The following is a 15,213-nucleotide window of genomic DNA, read 5'->3' as shown; positions in this document are numbered from 1 at the left end:
ACTCCGTCGCTGCCGTTCCCGCTTGCGCTTCTCCGACAGCTTGACGCCTGCAACGGGCGCCAGGACCACACGGTTTTGCCGTACGCCCATCCACGCCGTCGTCGAGGCGTAAACCAGCGTCCACCGCAACCCGTCCAACGTCCGTGACGACGGCCGACGCCCTTCTGAGTGGGACGGGATGGGCGAATATATGCCCCTGATTTGTGTTCTGGTAAACAGAAATATTTTTTATTTCGGGGCTTGACATGATTTCCGTAAAACCGAACTGATTTGCCCGTCGGGCAGACTCAAGACGGGGTCGGCGCTCAAAATCAACTCACCTCCTGCAGGGCACGCTGATGCTTTCCCCAGCCGATCATCGGCAAGCCGCGACAAGCTGGTCGAATTCAAGCGGGAGCGAATTCTCGACGAGGTACTCGAACTGCTCAATGCGGACGGCGGACTGATCATCGGCTGACGGTCCCGATCCCCGTGGTCGGTTTCACCAGCCATTGATCCACCCACATATACCGCTGGAAGCAGACCCAGCTTGATCCCGCGGGAGAATCCCTCTCCAAGGCATGCCGGATGTTGGCCCAGTTTAAAGTTTGCGCCCCCAGACCAGGCATCTGCGCATCTGCAGCATTTTCGGACTTAAGAAGAGGATAGGGAAAGCAACGGGATAGCGGCACGGCCGCCGGCCGCTCCCGTACCCATCGATCAACTTCAAGATGAAGTACCCCAAACCTTCTCTGAACGAATAGTTCGCCACATTGCCGCGACAATGGAATTGGTATAATCTCCTGCTGCTCAGCTGATTGATACACCAGCCTTCGTTCGACCCTTTTACTGCGTCGCAAGAAAACGGAGCACAGCATGCCGATTACCACGCTGAAGGTTCTATCGACTGTCCTGCAACTGCATGGGCCGGGCGCAACGATCCAGAGCGATCATCAGGGCATCGAGGCGTTGCTGAGTGATCTGCGTGGGCAAAATGGTGTCACACCGACCGAGGTTTACTTCAGACGCGGTTTTGTTCGCGGCGGCGGAGGCTACGGTGGTTTTCGTAGAGGCGGCGGATACTACGGCGGTGGCGGATTCCGCCGGGGCGGATTTATCCGGTACTAGGCTTTTCCAGTACTAGCTTTGCTTCGTGGTTTCCTTGGGGCCATCCGGTATCGGCATGTCGGCTGACGCAACAGATGCTTTGGCAGATGCGGTCGGCTTCCAGGAGCAGCCGATCTCGCAGCTGCTTGTCAAGGTTGCCTCGCGATGCAACATCGACTGCTCCTATTGCTACTGGTTTCGCGACGCGGCTGTTTATGACAAGCCGAAGCTGATGAGTGACGACGTGCTGCAGCAATTGTTGCTGCGCATCGAAGAGCACGTTGCCAGGTATTCCCTGATCGATTTCCCGATCATTCTGCACGGCGGCGAACCCCTGCTGTGGGGAGTTGAAAATTTCCACCGTTTTGCCGAGGCCTGCGAAGGCATTTCGTCACGGACCGGTTGCGACATACCGATCGCGGTAACCACCAATGGCGTGCTGATCGACGATGAATGGCTGGACTGTTTCGAGGCGCGCAACATTTCCGTCGCGATCAGCCTGGATGGGCCCGAACACATTCACGACATTCACCGCAAGACGTTTCAGGGCACCGGCACCCACGCCGCGGCGGAACGGGCCGCACGCATGCTTGCATCGCGCGACATCGGCATGACCGCCCTCGCCGTCTGCAATCCCGCCTACCCGCCAGAACAATATGTCGAGTTTTTCGCAGAATGCGGAATTTCCAGCTACGACATCATGATCCCCGACGCGACGGTGGACGAGACCCCCGCATCCGTTGGTTCGTTCTACAACGGCCTGTTCGACCTGTGGCTGGAGGCCAACCGGATCAAGCCCACGGCCAACATCCGGATCATCAGCGACATGATCACCGCCATGCTCGGCAACAATTCGCCGACCGAGGGCGTCGGCTACAAACCTATCGAACTCTGCACGGTCATGACCGACGGTTCCGTCGAGGCGCACGATGTGCTGCGGATTGCCGGCGACGGCCTCACGCAGACCAAGTTCAATATTTTCGAGCATGCCATCGACGACGTCAGGAACGAGCCGCGCTGGAAAGCCGCGCGCGATGCTTCCATCCAACTTGCCGCGAAATGCCAGCAGTGCAAATTCATGAACGCCTGCGGCGGCGGCTACCTTCCGCATCGCTTCTCCAAAAAGAACGGCTACGACAATCCGTCAGTCTATTGTGACGACCTCTATTCGATGTTTGAGAACATGCAATCGGTACTGGCTGACCATCTTTACGTCAGCAAGCCGGACGGGGAACGCCTCGACGTGCGCGACGTACTGGCTGGCGCCTAGGCAGATACGCCTGGCTCAAAATCGTCCTTCACACTCTCCCGCCGTCGACGACATAGTGCTGACTGGTGCACGCGCTCGCTTCTTCCGAGGCCAGGAACACCACGACCCGGGAGATGTCGTCCGGGTAGAGTTTGCGCTTGAGGCACTGCGCCTTCATCAGATCGGCCTCGCCTTGCGGCGTCACCCATTTTTCGATCTGACGCTCCGTCATGATCCAGCCGGGAACGACGGCGTTGACGCGGATATTCCAGGCGCCGTAGTCGCGCGCGAGCCCGCGCGTCAATCCAAGCACGGCCGACTTCGAAGCGGTGTACACCGGCATCCCGCCCTGCGCGGTCATCCAGGAGATCGATCCGAAGTTAACGATAGCGCCGTCTTTCCCGGCTTGCATGTCCGGCAGGACGGCTTGAGCGGCAAAGAACTGGTGCTTCAGGTTGACGGCAATTCTGTCATCCCAATATTCCGGCGTGACGCTCTCGACCGAATGCCGGTCATCATGCGCCGCGTTGTTGATCAGCACGCGAATCGGCCCAATGCCGGCCCTGATCCGGCCGATCGCGGCGCGTAAATGATCGATATTGGTCACATCGCAATATTCATATCGGACTGCAAATCCCTGTGCAGCGAGTTCATCGACCAACCGCGTTGAAGGATCTCTGGCGATGTCCAGAAAACCGACTTTGGCCTTCTGCCGCGCGAAGGCACGCACGATCGACGCGCCTATCCCCGACCCACCGCCCGTGACCAGGACAGACTTGCCCTCGAGATCTGGATAGATTGCAGCCATCAAGTGATCCACCGTTATTGGACGCGGCGTCGATGCCGGATTTTATTTTGATTTCAAGGCCCGCTGTACGGCGACAGATAGACCACAACTATTCGCGTTCGTCATCTCGGCGCAGCTCGCAGCGGCGGCATACCGGTTGTGCGGCAATGCGGGTTTGCGGAGGGCGCGCACGACGCAGATCAATGAGCCACCAGCTTCGAACCAAACGCCTGCGCCCTCGATTTTGCTGCCGCGCACACAACGCATGCCTTGAGCCGGCAAGCGCCTTGACAGTTGAAATGTTTCGCGCGCACATTCTTACACTAAGTAAGAATGACGACAGGGACGGAAATGCCGGAGCAGCCGAGAAGTCGGCGGCAGACGCGTGCGGCCATTCTGGGGCATCTGCTTCAGTCGGGCGGCATGTTTCGACCGCCTTTGGCCAAAGCCGTGCGCCTCTCCGAGGCAAGCCTGTCGCGTATCCTGTTTGATCTGAAGGCGGAGGGCCTGATCGAGGAAGTGAGGCGGCCTGCGCCTTACTTCGGTGGCCCGACCGGTTTGGTATTACTCGACAGCTCGGTAAGGCTGGCCGCCATCGAGCTGACCGGCCAGCGGCTGACCGTTGGGGTCGGCGGGCTTTCCGGCGGGCTGCATTATACCGACCGCCTGCCACTGCCGAAATCGCCAACCGTCAAATCCGTCAGCCGGCTGTTTCATCAGGCGCTGCAATCGCTGCAGGACTGGACGCGGCAGCATCGGGTTCAGCTCTCGCAGATCGGCGTTTCGGTCCCGGGGCTTGGCCGATTGAGCGAGCTCGTCAATCCGATCATTCCCTGCGACGTCAAGCGCGTTCACGGCATGCTTGCCGAGATGTTTGCGGACGTGCCGGTCGCGATCACCAATTCGGTCGTGGCGCACGCCACGTTTCATCGCTGCCGCACGGAAGACTATCCGTTTACCGGCCCGCATCTGTTCGTCTTTGTCGGCCAGGGCGTGGCAGGCGCCTGGATGGACGACCCGATCGAGGCCGATGCGTTGCAGCCGGTCGAGCTCGGCCACATGGTGTTCGACGACGGCGGTCCGCCTTGCCGCTGCGGCCATCATGGCTGTGTCGAGGCCTATACGTCGCTTCCGGCCTTGGCCGGGCTTCTCGGTGTTGGCGAGCCGGAATTGCTGCAGCTCGGCGACGAGTGGGTGAATGCGATCCCGATCTCCGCCCGCATGCGCCAGGAACTGCGGCGCCGGCTGTTCCGGCTTGGCCTTGCGATCGGCAATACGCTGAACGTCAAGCCTTGTGCCGGCGTGGCCATCAGCGGCTGGCCGTCTGTTCTCGCGGAAGCAGATCGAAAGGCGTTGATCGACGGGATCGATGCCTGCGTGATGGGCGGGCGGAAATTCGCCCAGGTATCACTCGCTTTCGTGCCGCCTTCGAGCGGCAATGATCCGAATGCCGCGCTCGCCTTTGCAGCCTGCTGTCTGGCCTGCCGCGGCGGCATGCCGGCCTCATCGGCGGAGGCCGCCTGACAAGCAATGAACGACGCGGCAAACGCGTCAAGGTTTGAAACCGGGAGGAACGTACCATGCCAATGATCACAAGGCGTCGTCTGCTCGCTGGATCCGCGGCCGCGCTTGCGCTGCCGGCGTTCGCCCGCGCGCAAAGCGCGATCAAGCCGCGCCTGACCGCCATCTCGCAATGGTCTGCCGGCAGCGATGGGGCGGCCATCACGGCGCTCGGTAAGAAATTCGAGGAGAGGGGCGGCGTCTGGCAACATTCGCCGGTTCCCGGGTTCACCACCGAAATGATGAACAAGCTGCGCGCCCAGATCATGGCCGGCGATCCGCCGGCCTGTTCGCAGCTCAAGGGACCCGAGATTGCGGCCTGGTCGAAGATCGCCCCGACCGTGAGCCTCGATGAGCTAGTCGCTGCCGCCGGCTACGAAAAGGTCGTTGCCCCGGACCTTGCGAAACTGCACAAGCCCGGCGGCAAGTGGATTGCGCTGCCGTTGCAGATCTACAGCACCAACATGCTGTTTCTGTCCAAGCGCGCGATGGACAAGGCCAAGGCCGACAAGATCCCCGTCACATGGGCAGACTTCAACGACCTGGCCGAAAAGATGAAAGCGGGCGGGGTCGCCTATCCCATCGCCAACGGCGGCACCCGCCCCGATGACGGGCAGAAGTTCGAGGCCTCCCTGGCAGGCATCAGTCCCGCCGCATACCGCGCAGCCATCATGAACCTCGACAAGAAGGCCCTCGAGGGCCCCGAGATCAAGGCCGCCTTCGTGCAGGTACGCAAGATCGCCGACTGGATGGACCCCAACGTCGGCGCCCAGCACTTTTCGACCAACCTGAAGCGCTTCGTCGACGGCGACATGGGCATGATGATCATGGGCGGGTGGGCGCAGGGCGTGTTGCGCAATGCCGGTTTCAAGTTCGAGGACTTCATGATTGCTCCCGGCCCCAGCGACAACGGCAAGCCGGTGTTCCTGTTGAATGCCGACGCGTTCATATTCTGGCAGCGCAAGGAGCCCGACCTGCAAGCCGGCCAGGCGCTGATGGCCCAGCTCGTCATGGATCCCGCCATCCAGACCATGTATTCGCAGATCACGGGATCGATACCCGTGCGCACCGATGTTGATCTTTCCGGCGAAGGCTGGTCGGACGGTCAACGCCGAACCGCAGCAGCTCTGAAAGACGCGATCGCCAGTAATCAGGCGGTTCTCAGCGTCGCGCACAACATGGCACAGGAAAACGGCCTGACCGCTGCGTTGATCGACGTGATCACGGAGTATGTGAAGAACAAGACGATCAAGCCCGAGCAGGCAGTCACCCGCCTCGCCGAGGCCGTCGAGAGCGCGCGTTGACAGACGCCGCGGCACCGCGAGCAGGGCGGCCGACGACACCTGAAATGGTGCGCCGGCTGCCCGAGTATCTGACGATCTGGGTACCGCTGCTGTTGTCGGCCGCGCACCTCGTTTCGTTTTCGCTGTGGACCATCTGGATCTCGTTCACGCCGTCCACGCTGGTCCCGGTGTCGGGCTGGGTCGGTTTGCGCAATTACACCTCGGTTTTGGCGTCGCGGAACTGGCAAATCGCCTTCGACAATCTGCTGCTGTTCGGCAGTGCGTTCGTGCTGCTCAGCCTGGTGACAGGTCTCATACTCGCGATCCTGCTCGATCAGCGCATTCGCGGCGAGAACGTGCTGCGGTCCATCTTCCTCTACCCCCTGGCGGTGTCGTTCGTGGTCACCGGCACGGTCTGGAGCTGGCTGCTCAATCCCGGCATCGGGATCCAGAAGCTCGTCCACGATTTCGGCTGGACTTCCTTCCGGTTCGATTGGCTGATCGACCGCGACATGGCGATCTGGACGATCGTCATCGCTGCGATCTGGCAATCCTCGGGCTTCGCCATGGCGCTCTTCCTCGCCGGCCTCAGGTCCGTCGATGCCGACCTGATCAAGGCGGCACAGATCGACGGCGCCGGACCGGTCCGGATGTACCGGCGCGTCATCCTGCCGACGCTCTGGCCGATCACCATAACTGTCATCGTGATCCAGCTGCAGTTCGCCATTTCGACCTTCGACCTCGTCCGCGCGCTGACCAACGGCGGCCCTGGAATCGCGACCCAGTTGCCGGCCCTTGTCGTCTACGACCTGATGTTCCAACGCAACCTGCTCGGCCGGGGGGCGGCGGCGGCCGTGCTGATGTTGCTGATTCTTCTCTCGGTGCTGCTGCCTTACGCGGCGTGGCAATATCTCCAGCAACGTCGGGCCCCCCATGCGTGATCGAACCTTCGCGCCGAGCCGCATGCTGATCTATCTCGTCGTTTCGCTGGTCGCGGCGGCGTGGCTCGTACCACTAATCGTCGTCGTGCTGAATTCGCTGCGCAGCAACGAGGAAATCGTCCAGACCTCGATGATCGGCTGGCCGCGGCAGTGGGCCTTTGGCAACTACCTCACAGCCTGGTCCGACTTCTGCGTCGCGCAGACCTGTGTCGGCATCCGCCCCTACATGTTGAACTCCGCGCTCGTGACGATTCCCGCGACGATCTTTTCCACCCTGCTTGGTGCGGTCGCCGGTTACGCCGTTTCGCTCTGGCGCTTTCGCGGCGACAACTGGATCTACGGCATCGTCACGCTGGGCATCTTCCTGCCGCAGCAGATGCGCTTGCTGCCGTGGACCATCGTGCTGCGCGATACCGGGCTGATGAACACGCTGACGGGCCTGGTGCTGATCCACACGATCCAGGGACTCTCCTTTACCGTCTTGTTCTGCCGAAACTACTACGTTGCCATCCCGCAGGAGTTGATTAGGGCCGCGCGCATCGATGGCGCCGGGTTCTTTCGTATTTTCTGGCGCATCATTCTCCCACTCTCGCCGCCCATCCTGGTTGTCACCGTGATCTGGCAGTTCACGCATATCTGGAACGAGTTCCTCTATGGCGTGACATTCACGACCGGCCAACAGCAGCCGGTCACCGCTGCGCTGATCGCGCTCTCGGCCGCGGTCGCCGACATCCCGCATCATGGCGTGCAAAGCGCCGCGGTGATGATCGCGGCCCTGCCTACCCTGTTGATCTACCTGATCGGTGGCAAATACTTCGTACGCGGCCTTACCGCCGGCGCCGTGAAATGAAGGGGAAGTCATTGAAGGGGAAGTCATGGCAGCGTTGAGCATTCGTGCCCTGTCGAAGCGGTACGCCAATCTGGAAGTGTTGAAGGGGATCGACCTCGACATCGAGAGCGGCGAATTCACCGTGCTGGTCGGACCGTCCGGCTGCGGAAAATCCACCTTGCTCAACATCGTGGCCGGGCTCGATCGCCCGAGCGCGGGGACCGTGGAGATCGGCGGACGGGTCGTCAACGACATCGCGCCAAAGGACCGCGACATCGCGATGGTGTTCCAGTCCTATGCGCTCTATCCGTCGATGACGGTGCGCCAGAACATCACCTTCGGCATGGAATGCCGCCATGTTCCGAAGGCGGAGCAGGAGAAGGCGCTGGCCAATGTCGCGCGGCTGCTGCAGATCGAGCCATTGCTCGGCCGCAAGCCATCGCAATTGTCCGGCGGCCAACGCCAGCGCGTGGCGATGGGCCGGGCCCTGGTGCGCGATCCCCTGCTGTTCCTGTTCGACGAACCGCTCTCCAACCTCGACGCCAAACTGCGCGTCGAGATGCGGATGGAGATCAAGCGGCTGCACCAGCGCATCGGCGCGACCATCGTCTATGTCACCCACGACCAGATCGAGGCGATGACAATGGCGACGCGGATCGCCGTCATGCATCAGGGCGAGGTGCAGCAATTCGCCGATCCGGATACGGTGTACCGCTATCCGGCCAATTTGTTCGTCGCACGCTTCATGGGCTCACCGCCGATGAACACGATGCCGGCGCGGCTCGAAGCGGAAGATGGCGGGCCGGTGGTGGTGATCGGCGCCGGGCGGCTGGACGAGGTCCGTCTTCGACTGCAGGGGTACGAGGCGGCCGCAGCCTTTGTCGGCCGCGACGTGGTGCTTGGCATCAGGCCGGAATGCATTGCCGAGGGCAGCCGCAGTTTTTCGGGCGCATCGGGCGCACCGATCGTCGTCCAGGCGCCGGTCGAGATGGTCGAGCCCACCGGCGCGGAGACCATCGTGTTGCTGCGGCTCGGCGGGGAGCAGGTGCTGGCGCGCATCTCGCCGGACATCAGGCCTGAGCCGGGTAAGCTTGCCGCCTTCGCGCTCGACACGCGTCGGATTTGCCTGTTCGACCCGGTGACGGAGCGCCTGATCGCATGACCCATGCCCTTTATCCCAGCCTTGCAGGCCGTGTCGTGTTGATCACCGGAGGCGCCAGCGGCATCGGCGCCGCGTTCGTCCGTGCGTTCGCGGCACAAAAGGCCCGTGTCGCCTTCCTCGACATCGACGCCGTCGCCGGCGAAGCGCTGGTGCGCGAGGTGACGGATGCGTCCGGCTCCGCGCCGCTGTTCGCGCCCTGCGACTTGCTGGATATCGACGCGTTGCGCGCCGCGATGGCCAAGGTCCACGCCACGCTCGGCGATGCCGCGGTACTGGTCAACAACGCCGCCAACGACCAGCGCCAGGTGCTTTCAGAAGTGACGCCGGCGGAATTCGACTGGTCGATCGCCGTCAACCTCAAGCACGTTTTCTTCGCCGCACAGGCCGTGGTGCCGCAGATGCAGGCCCGCGGCGGCGGTTCGATCATCAACATGTCATCCGTGGCATGGACCCGCGGCGCACCGGCGCTGCCGGTCTACGCGGCGGCGAAAGCGGCGATTGTCGGCTTCACCAATTCCCTGGCCCGGTCGGTCGGACCAGACCGCATCCGCGTCAACGCCATCGCACCCGGTATGGTGATCACCGAGCGCCAGCGCCGGCTGTGGTATCCTGACGAGCAGAAGATCGCCGAGCTTCGCACGCGTCAGGACATTCCCGACGCGGTGACGCCCGACGACATCGCGTGCTTGGCGCTGTTTCTGGCGTCCGACGAGAGCAGCCGAATTACGCGCCAGTGCTTCACGGTCGATGGCGGCCTAGGCTAGCAGGAGAAAACAGACATGGCAGGCATTCTTGATCGCAAGGTGGCGCTGGTGACGGGCGGCGCCTCGGGCATCGGACGCGCGACGGCGCTGGCAATGGCGCGCGAGGGCGCGAGGGTCGCGGTAGCCGATCGCACCGAGGAAAACGCGGCCGGCACCGTCGCCCTGATCAACGCGGCCGGCGGTCAGGCCATTGCGATCGGCGGCGACGTCACCGCAGAAGGCGACGTTGCCGCGATGGTCGCGCGCACCGTGGCGGCCTATGGACGGATCGACTGCGCGTTCAACAATGCCGGCGTTGCCGGCGGATCGGTTGGCCCCGGACGCCAGCGCCTGCACGAACTCAGCCAGATCTCGTTCGACACCATGCTCGCGATCAACCTCACCGGCGTGTGGCTCTGCATGAAACACGAGATCGCGCAAATGCTGGCGCAAGGCGGTGGCGGCGCGATCGTCAACACCGCCTCGATCGCCGGGCTGATTGGTCTGGCGACTTCGGGACATTATGTGGCGGCAAAGCACGGCGTGGTGGGACTGACGAAAACCGCGGCGATCGAATATGCGCTGGACGGCATCCGCGTGAACTGCGTCAACCCCGGCTATATCACCACACCCATGACCAGGGAGGTGGTGGAGACGCGGCTCGATGCCACGTTGGCAAAGGTGCCGATGAACCGCATGGGCGTGCCCGAGGAAATCGCGGAAGCCGTGGTCTGGATGTGTTCCGACAAGGCCTCGTTCATGACCGGCGCGTCGCAGGTGGTCGACGGCGGGTATTTCGCGGCGTAGCATCGGCGAATAAAGGAGGCTTTGTTGAAAGTCTGGCAAGTCGCACGCGAGTGGTCGATCGACGCCTTGGAACTGGTCGATCGGCCGGAGCCGGAGCCCGGCCCCGGTCAGGTCGTGGTCCGGATGCGCGCGGCATCGCTGAATTATCGCGACCTGATAACCGTGCAGGGCCAGGGCGGCGCGTACAGGCTTCCGCTGATCCCGTTCTCCGACGGAGCCGGCGAAATTGTCGCCGTGGGACCAGGCGTGAGCCGGGTCTCGGTCGGGAATCGCGTGTGCCCGATGTTCTTTCAATCCTGGTTCGACGGCGGGCCTTCGGCCAGCGGCCGCCGCCTCGCGCTTGGCGGCACGCGCCCGGGTGTGCTGCAGGAATTGCTGCTGCTTGACGCCGAAGGCGTCACCCGCATTCCCGATCATTTGACCTTTGCCGAGGCCGCCACCTTGCCATGCGCGGCACTCACCGCCTGGCGCGCGCTGTTCGACGAAGCCCGGCTCCGGCCGGGCCAGACCGTCCTGGTGCAGGGCACGGGCGGGGTTTCGATTTTCGCGCTGCAGTTCGCCAAGCTGGCGGGCGCCACGGTCATCGTGACGTCATCGAACGACGAAAAACTCGAACGCGCGAAAGCGCTCGGCGCGGACCATACGATCAACTATCGCGCGGTCGCCGAATGGGGCAAGGCTGCCGCGGACTGGGCCGGCGGCGGCGTCGATCACATCGTGGAAGTCGGCGGCAAGGACACCTTTCAGCAATCGCTCGAGGCCGCGCGCGTCGGCGGCACCATCCTTGTGATCGGGGTGCTATCGGGCTTTTCCCAGCAGGTCTCGATCCCTACCCTGTTCAGCAAGAACCTGCACGTGATCGGGCTCTCCGTCGGCAGCCGGAGAATGTTTGAGAACATGGCCGCGGCGATCGGGCAGAACCGCCTCAAGCCCGTGATCGACAGAACGCTTGGTTTCACCGAAGTGCCGGGCGCGCTGCGGCTGATGCAGCAGGCCGGCCATTTCGGCAAGATCACGATCGCGTTTCCGTAAGCTGAGGATTTTATCTTCGCGCTCGACCGCAAGCGGGGCCAGCGGACGACCGATGTTGGCGCGAAGCGGATGGACGAATGGCATTAAAGCCGTAGCAGCCGAGCCCGGCAGTGCCGACGCATTCGCCGATCGAGGTGCTGCCCGAGAGTCTGCGGACGAGCTTGGCTTCGATCGTCGTCCTTTGCGTCGCGCCCGCCGGCTCACGCCGGCGGGCTTCTCCAATTGGACGGAACGGCTTTGCCTTTCACGCGGCAGTCTTTACCGCGCCAGAGGCACCGATCTGTGTGAGCATTGTCAGGAGGTCGAAGTAGTGCACGGCGCTCTTGGCCTTACCACCCTCGACCTGGACGATCTGGCAGGCCGGCACCTCGATCCGCTTGTTCGAAGGCGGAATGGTACCTGCTGGAGTCTGGAGCGGGCCCGTGTGAGTGCCTTTCCAGACAAGCTCGAGGACCGCGGTGTCCCCGCTCGCGAACTCACGCACGAATGTGGCTTTCGAATCGGGGAAGGCCTTGGCCCAGCCCTGCCAGGCCTCGATGATCTCGCCGGCGCCCTTGATGCGACGGTTAGTTCCCTTCTCGTCGTACACGGCGTTGGCAGCCAGGATGTCCCCTGGCCTTGCTCCAGTCCTTTTCGTTGTATGCGGTGACTGCGGCCTTTGCGATATCGATTACACTCGCCATGATCACGCTCCCTTATGAGTGAGCCGGCGCCGATCGGCGCTGAGCATTGCAAACCCCAGCACACCAAATTCTAGCACTTTGAGGCGAAGAGGCGAGCGAGAACCGGCCCAATTGAGCTGAAATACGCTAGCGCAATGTCCGTTGAGGGGAATAGCCGCTGTTGGCGCATGCAGCCGCTCGCAAGCGAACCGGAAATAGTCGCGCTGGACCGTGCACTTAGATTTGAATCGCCTCCCAACAGCCGGCCGTCTATGGTGCGCGCATGTCGCGCTTCGTGTTTGCATTGATTGCTGTTGTCCTGTCACTCCTGCCGGTCGTCGCGCCGGCTGCTCCTGCCCATAAGCGGCCGGCGCCACGCTGGCAGGGCTACGGCTTCCTGCCGGGCTATCATCAGCCTCCGAACAACAGCCGCCCGGCTTACACCCAGAGAGCTGCGGTTTTGCGCGCCGCGCGCCGCAACCAGCGTCCCTGGTACATCGATCCGGTCCCGAGTTATTACGGCTATGATGGCGCCTGGCGCTATTTCGGCCGTCCCGGTTTTTACGGCGGCCGCTACAATGGCGGCAGCTTTGGCCCGTGCTGGACGCGGACGCCGATCGGCGCGGTTTGGAACTGCGGCTGACCAAGCTATTGCCTGCGACCCCCGCCGGCTGTCGGTCAAGTGCCAGGGAATACACGCCCCGTGCCTTGAGTCGTCCACATTAACGATGGATAAGCAGCCAGATATGGCGCTGGTTTATTGAACAATGGGTATTTGGGGGACGATGACACGTCGCGCCGTTGGCGGACTGATGGCAGGCTTTTTAATGCTCGCCGCGCCTGCGATGGCCGCCGAGTCGCCGGCCGAACTGATCTCCGGCTTCCGCCTCAAGCATGGCCAGGTCCGCGTCGTGCGCGATGCAACGCTCGACCGCATCGCGATGGACCAGGCGCGCGCGATGGCGGCGAAGAATGAGCTTAGTCATGAGGTGCTCGGCCCGTTCACCAAACGGGTCGCGCCGGCGGGTGCGGGTCGCGCCGCCGAGAACATTGCCTACGGATACGAGAGTTTCGAGAAGACGCTCGGCCAGTGGATCGACTCCTCCGGGCACCGCAAGAACCTACTGTTGCAAAATGCGTCACGCGTCGGGATCGCGAGCGCCAGGGATGCCAGCGGCAAGCGCACCTACTGGGCCATGGTGATCGCCGGCGATTACGAGCCGAAGCGGCCCAAGGGCAAGAACAAGAAAGAGACGGAGCCGCTTGTTGCTGTGAAACGCGAGGCCGCTCCCGCATCCCGGCCAAAATCAAGCGACTGCCGCATCAAGATACTCAGCCTTTGCATTTGAGGCGGAGCGCGGCGGCGACAGCGTTACCCTCGCCTGGCACGAAGTGGGATACTTCGAGCCGGCAGGGGAGAAATCGCACCAAATCGCTTCAACAAGCCGGCCGTTGCACGATAGGATCGCCCGGTCAGTCAAAGGCCACGTCAATGGCAATTGGTGCTTCCTCGCGTATCGGTCTCCGCTTCACGGCCGGCGTGATTTCGGCGATCTGGACATTTCATGCCGCGCTTGCGGCGTCGGCGGCGCCGGACCAGGTGTCGCTCAGTGAGCAGACGGTGCATTGGAGCACGGTCAAATATGCGACCTCCGGGGAGAACGGCTTCGTCAACGGGTCGCTCGACAAGAACACCATCGTCGATCGCACGTTCAAGGGCCGGGTGCTCGAGAACCGCTACCTGAAGGTCGTGCTGCTGCCCGAATTCGGCGGGCGCATTCTTTCCATCATCTACAAGCCGACCGGCCATGAACAGCTGTACCGCACCGAAGTCGGCGTGCCCTACGGAATGGGCGAAGGCAATTTCTATTACGATTGGCTGATGGTGTATGGCGGCATCTTTCCCACCTTTCCGGATGCCGAGCACGGCAGGACGTGGCCAAAACCGTGGGATTTCAAGGTTGTGAAAGAGAGTGCCGACGAAGTGACGGTGTCGATGTCGCTGACGGACAATTTCGAATACCCGGCGGCACCGGAGAAGTTCAGCAAGGGATCGAGCGGCATCGAAGCGACTTACCATGTGACGCTGAAGGCCGATCGCGCCGCGGTCGATGCGCGCCTGGTGCTGAAGAACCCAAACGACAAGACGATCCCGTACGAATACTGGACCTGCACGACGCTGGCGCCGGGGTCGGATCCGAACAATCCCAAAACCACCGGCGGCGCCGAGATCATCGCGCCGGTCGCGGCTTACCGCACGCCCGCCTGGTCAAAGAATATAGCCGAGGGCGACGCGAGTGCCGGCGCGGGCACCACCCGATTCGCAAAGCTGCGCTACTTCAAGAACTGGCCGACGATGGGCATCGCCTATGCGGCGCCGGATATGCAGGGCGGCAATTTCTGGGGCGTGATCAACCACGACAATGAAGAAGGGATCATCCGCATCGCGGACAACACGATCACGCGAGGCCTGAAAATGTGGACGTGGGGATTTGCCTCGTTCACGAACGAAACCGACCAGCGCAAGGATCCGAACCCGGCGCGGCCTTACGTCGAGTTATGGGCGGGGGTGTCGGACGAATTTTTCCACAGCGCCGAGTTTCCGGCGCGGAGCGAGGTGTCGATTCCGGAAACCTACAGCCCAACCGTCGGCATGAGCAACGTGACGCATGCGAACGCGAACATCCTGATCAATCTTGTCGCCGAAGCGTCCGGCGCCACCCTTCAGTTCTTCAGCATTGAACCTGTGACGCCGCTGCGCATCATCATGAAACGCAGCGACGCAGTCTTGTTCGACGATGCCGTGACGGCCGACCCGAAAAACGGAAATCGCATTTTTGCGCCGATTCCTGCAGGCAACAGCGCCGAAACGGTCCAGCTGACGATCAGGACCTCTGACGGCAAGGAGCTGATCGCCGCCGCGGCAAGGATAGAAGCGAGGATAAAATGACGCCGGTGGACGCCGTGGGCGAAGCCGGGCTGGTTTTGCTACCGATGAGCGCTGCGCTCTGCTAACGATGGCCATCAACGCGATTGGAGCAGGCCGGCATCTTTGGGTACCGGCCTTCAGCA

Annotated in this window: 15 protein-coding genes; 13 read left to right on the top strand and 2 right to left on the bottom strand. The window is 62.5% G+C overall.

Features of this window, described 5'->3' with window-relative positions; genetic code table 11:
* Positions 1–855 precede the first annotated feature (855 nt).
* Together JQ611_RS38210 and JQ611_RS38205 are read left to right on the top strand one after the other, a co-directional pair.
* Positions 856–1,107, top strand: a complete 252-nt coding sequence (locus JQ611_RS38210) for a hypothetical protein (protein WP_212037920.1) — start codon at positions 856–858, stop codon at positions 1,105–1,107.
* Positions 1,108–1,162: 55 nt separating this feature from the next.
* Positions 1,163–2,356, top strand: coding sequence for a radical SAM protein (locus JQ611_RS38205; RefSeq protein ID WP_212268739.1), 1,194 nt, complete (start codon positions 1,163–1,165; stop codon positions 2,354–2,356).
* A 28-nt stretch (positions 2,357–2,384) separates the two neighbouring features.
* Here the strand turns inward: JQ611_RS38205 and JQ611_RS38200 are convergent, their stop codons facing one another.
* The gene (locus JQ611_RS38200; RefSeq protein ID WP_283813458.1) at positions 2,385–3,143 is read right to left on the bottom strand and encodes an SDR family NAD(P)-dependent oxidoreductase; all 759 of its coding nucleotides are present in this window, start codon (positions 3,141–3,143) and stop codon (positions 2,385–2,387) included.
* A 330-nt stretch (positions 3,144–3,473) separates the two neighbouring features.
* Here JQ611_RS38200 and JQ611_RS38195 point away from each other — a divergent pair, with 330 nt between their 5' ends.
* From JQ611_RS38195 to JQ611_RS38160, 8 genes are read left to right on the top strand one after another with little or no spacing between them, the layout of a single operon-like run.
* On the top strand, positions 3,474–4,646 hold the full coding sequence (locus JQ611_RS38195) for an ROK family transcriptional regulator (protein WP_212391532.1): 1,173 nt from the start codon (positions 3,474–3,476) through the stop codon (positions 4,644–4,646).
* A 56-nt stretch (positions 4,647–4,702) separates the two neighbouring features.
* A complete protein-coding gene (locus JQ611_RS38190; protein ID WP_212468370.1) occupies positions 4,703–5,986 on the top strand; it encodes an ABC transporter substrate-binding protein in 1,284 nt (427 codons plus the stop codon).
* Positions 5,987–6,030: 44 nt separating this feature from the next.
* Entirely contained in the window at positions 6,031–6,906 is an 876-nt protein-coding gene (locus JQ611_RS38185) for a carbohydrate ABC transporter permease (protein ID WP_212391530.1), read from the top strand.
* Complete coding sequence (locus JQ611_RS38180) at positions 6,899–7,756, top strand: carbohydrate ABC transporter permease (RefSeq protein WP_212268737.1); 858 nt, start codon at positions 6,899–6,901, stop codon at positions 7,754–7,756. Before JQ611_RS38185 ends, JQ611_RS38180 begins: the two co-directional genes overlap by 8 nt.
* Before the next feature lie 25 nt (positions 7,757–7,781).
* Positions 7,782–8,897: an ABC transporter ATP-binding protein gene (locus JQ611_RS38175; protein WP_212391520.1), complete on the top strand. Its 1,116-nt coding sequence runs from the start codon at positions 7,782–7,784 to the stop codon at positions 8,895–8,897.
* Positions 8,894–9,661, top strand: a complete 768-nt coding sequence (locus JQ611_RS38170) for an SDR family NAD(P)-dependent oxidoreductase (RefSeq protein WP_212468369.1) — start codon at positions 8,894–8,896, stop codon at positions 9,659–9,661. Before JQ611_RS38175 ends, JQ611_RS38170 begins: the two co-directional genes overlap by 4 nt.
* Before the next feature lie 15 nt (positions 9,662–9,676).
* On the top strand, positions 9,677–10,447 hold the full coding sequence (locus JQ611_RS38165; RefSeq protein WP_212468368.1) for a glucose 1-dehydrogenase: 771 nt from the start codon (positions 9,677–9,679) through the stop codon (positions 10,445–10,447).
* 24 nt (positions 10,448–10,471) lie between these two features.
* Entirely contained in the window at positions 10,472–11,479 is a 1,008-nt protein-coding gene (locus JQ611_RS38160) for an NAD(P)-dependent alcohol dehydrogenase (protein ID WP_212468367.1), read from the top strand.
* Between the two features lie 244 nt (positions 11,480–11,723).
* On the opposite strand, the gene JQ611_RS38155 is transcribed toward JQ611_RS38160, so the two are convergent.
* Positions 11,724–12,083 (bottom strand): ester cyclase, encoded by a 360-nt coding sequence (locus tag JQ611_RS38155; RefSeq protein WP_249133793.1) that lies wholly within the window; start codon positions 12,081–12,083, stop codon positions 11,724–11,726.
* 341 nt (positions 12,084–12,424) lie between these two features.
* On the opposite strand from JQ611_RS38155, the gene JQ611_RS38150 reads away from it, so the two are divergent.
* The 3 genes from JQ611_RS38150 to JQ611_RS38140 all read left to right on the top strand — a co-directional run bounded on the left by JQ611_RS38150 (position 12,425) and on the right by JQ611_RS38140 (position 15,091).
* Entirely contained in the window at positions 12,425–12,784 is a 360-nt protein-coding gene (locus JQ611_RS38150; protein ID WP_212268731.1) for a hypothetical protein, read from the top strand.
* 124 nt (positions 12,785–12,908) lie between these two features.
* Positions 12,909–13,490, top strand: coding sequence for a CAP domain-containing protein (locus JQ611_RS38145; protein ID WP_212268730.1), 582 nt, complete (start codon positions 12,909–12,911; stop codon positions 13,488–13,490).
* Between the two features lie 143 nt (positions 13,491–13,633).
* Positions 13,634–15,091, top strand: a complete 1,458-nt coding sequence (locus JQ611_RS38140; RefSeq protein ID WP_212268729.1) for a DUF5107 domain-containing protein — start codon at positions 13,634–13,636, stop codon at positions 15,089–15,091.
* Positions 15,092–15,213 lie beyond the last annotated feature (122 nt).

Source organism: Bradyrhizobium sp. AUGA SZCCT0182 (genome assembly GCF_018130185.1).
GTDB lineage: Bacteria > Pseudomonadota > Alphaproteobacteria > Rhizobiales > Xanthobacteraceae > Bradyrhizobium.
The sequence above is the reverse complement of the archived record's forward strand: the minus strand, read 5'-3'. Positions and strand labels throughout refer to the sequence as shown.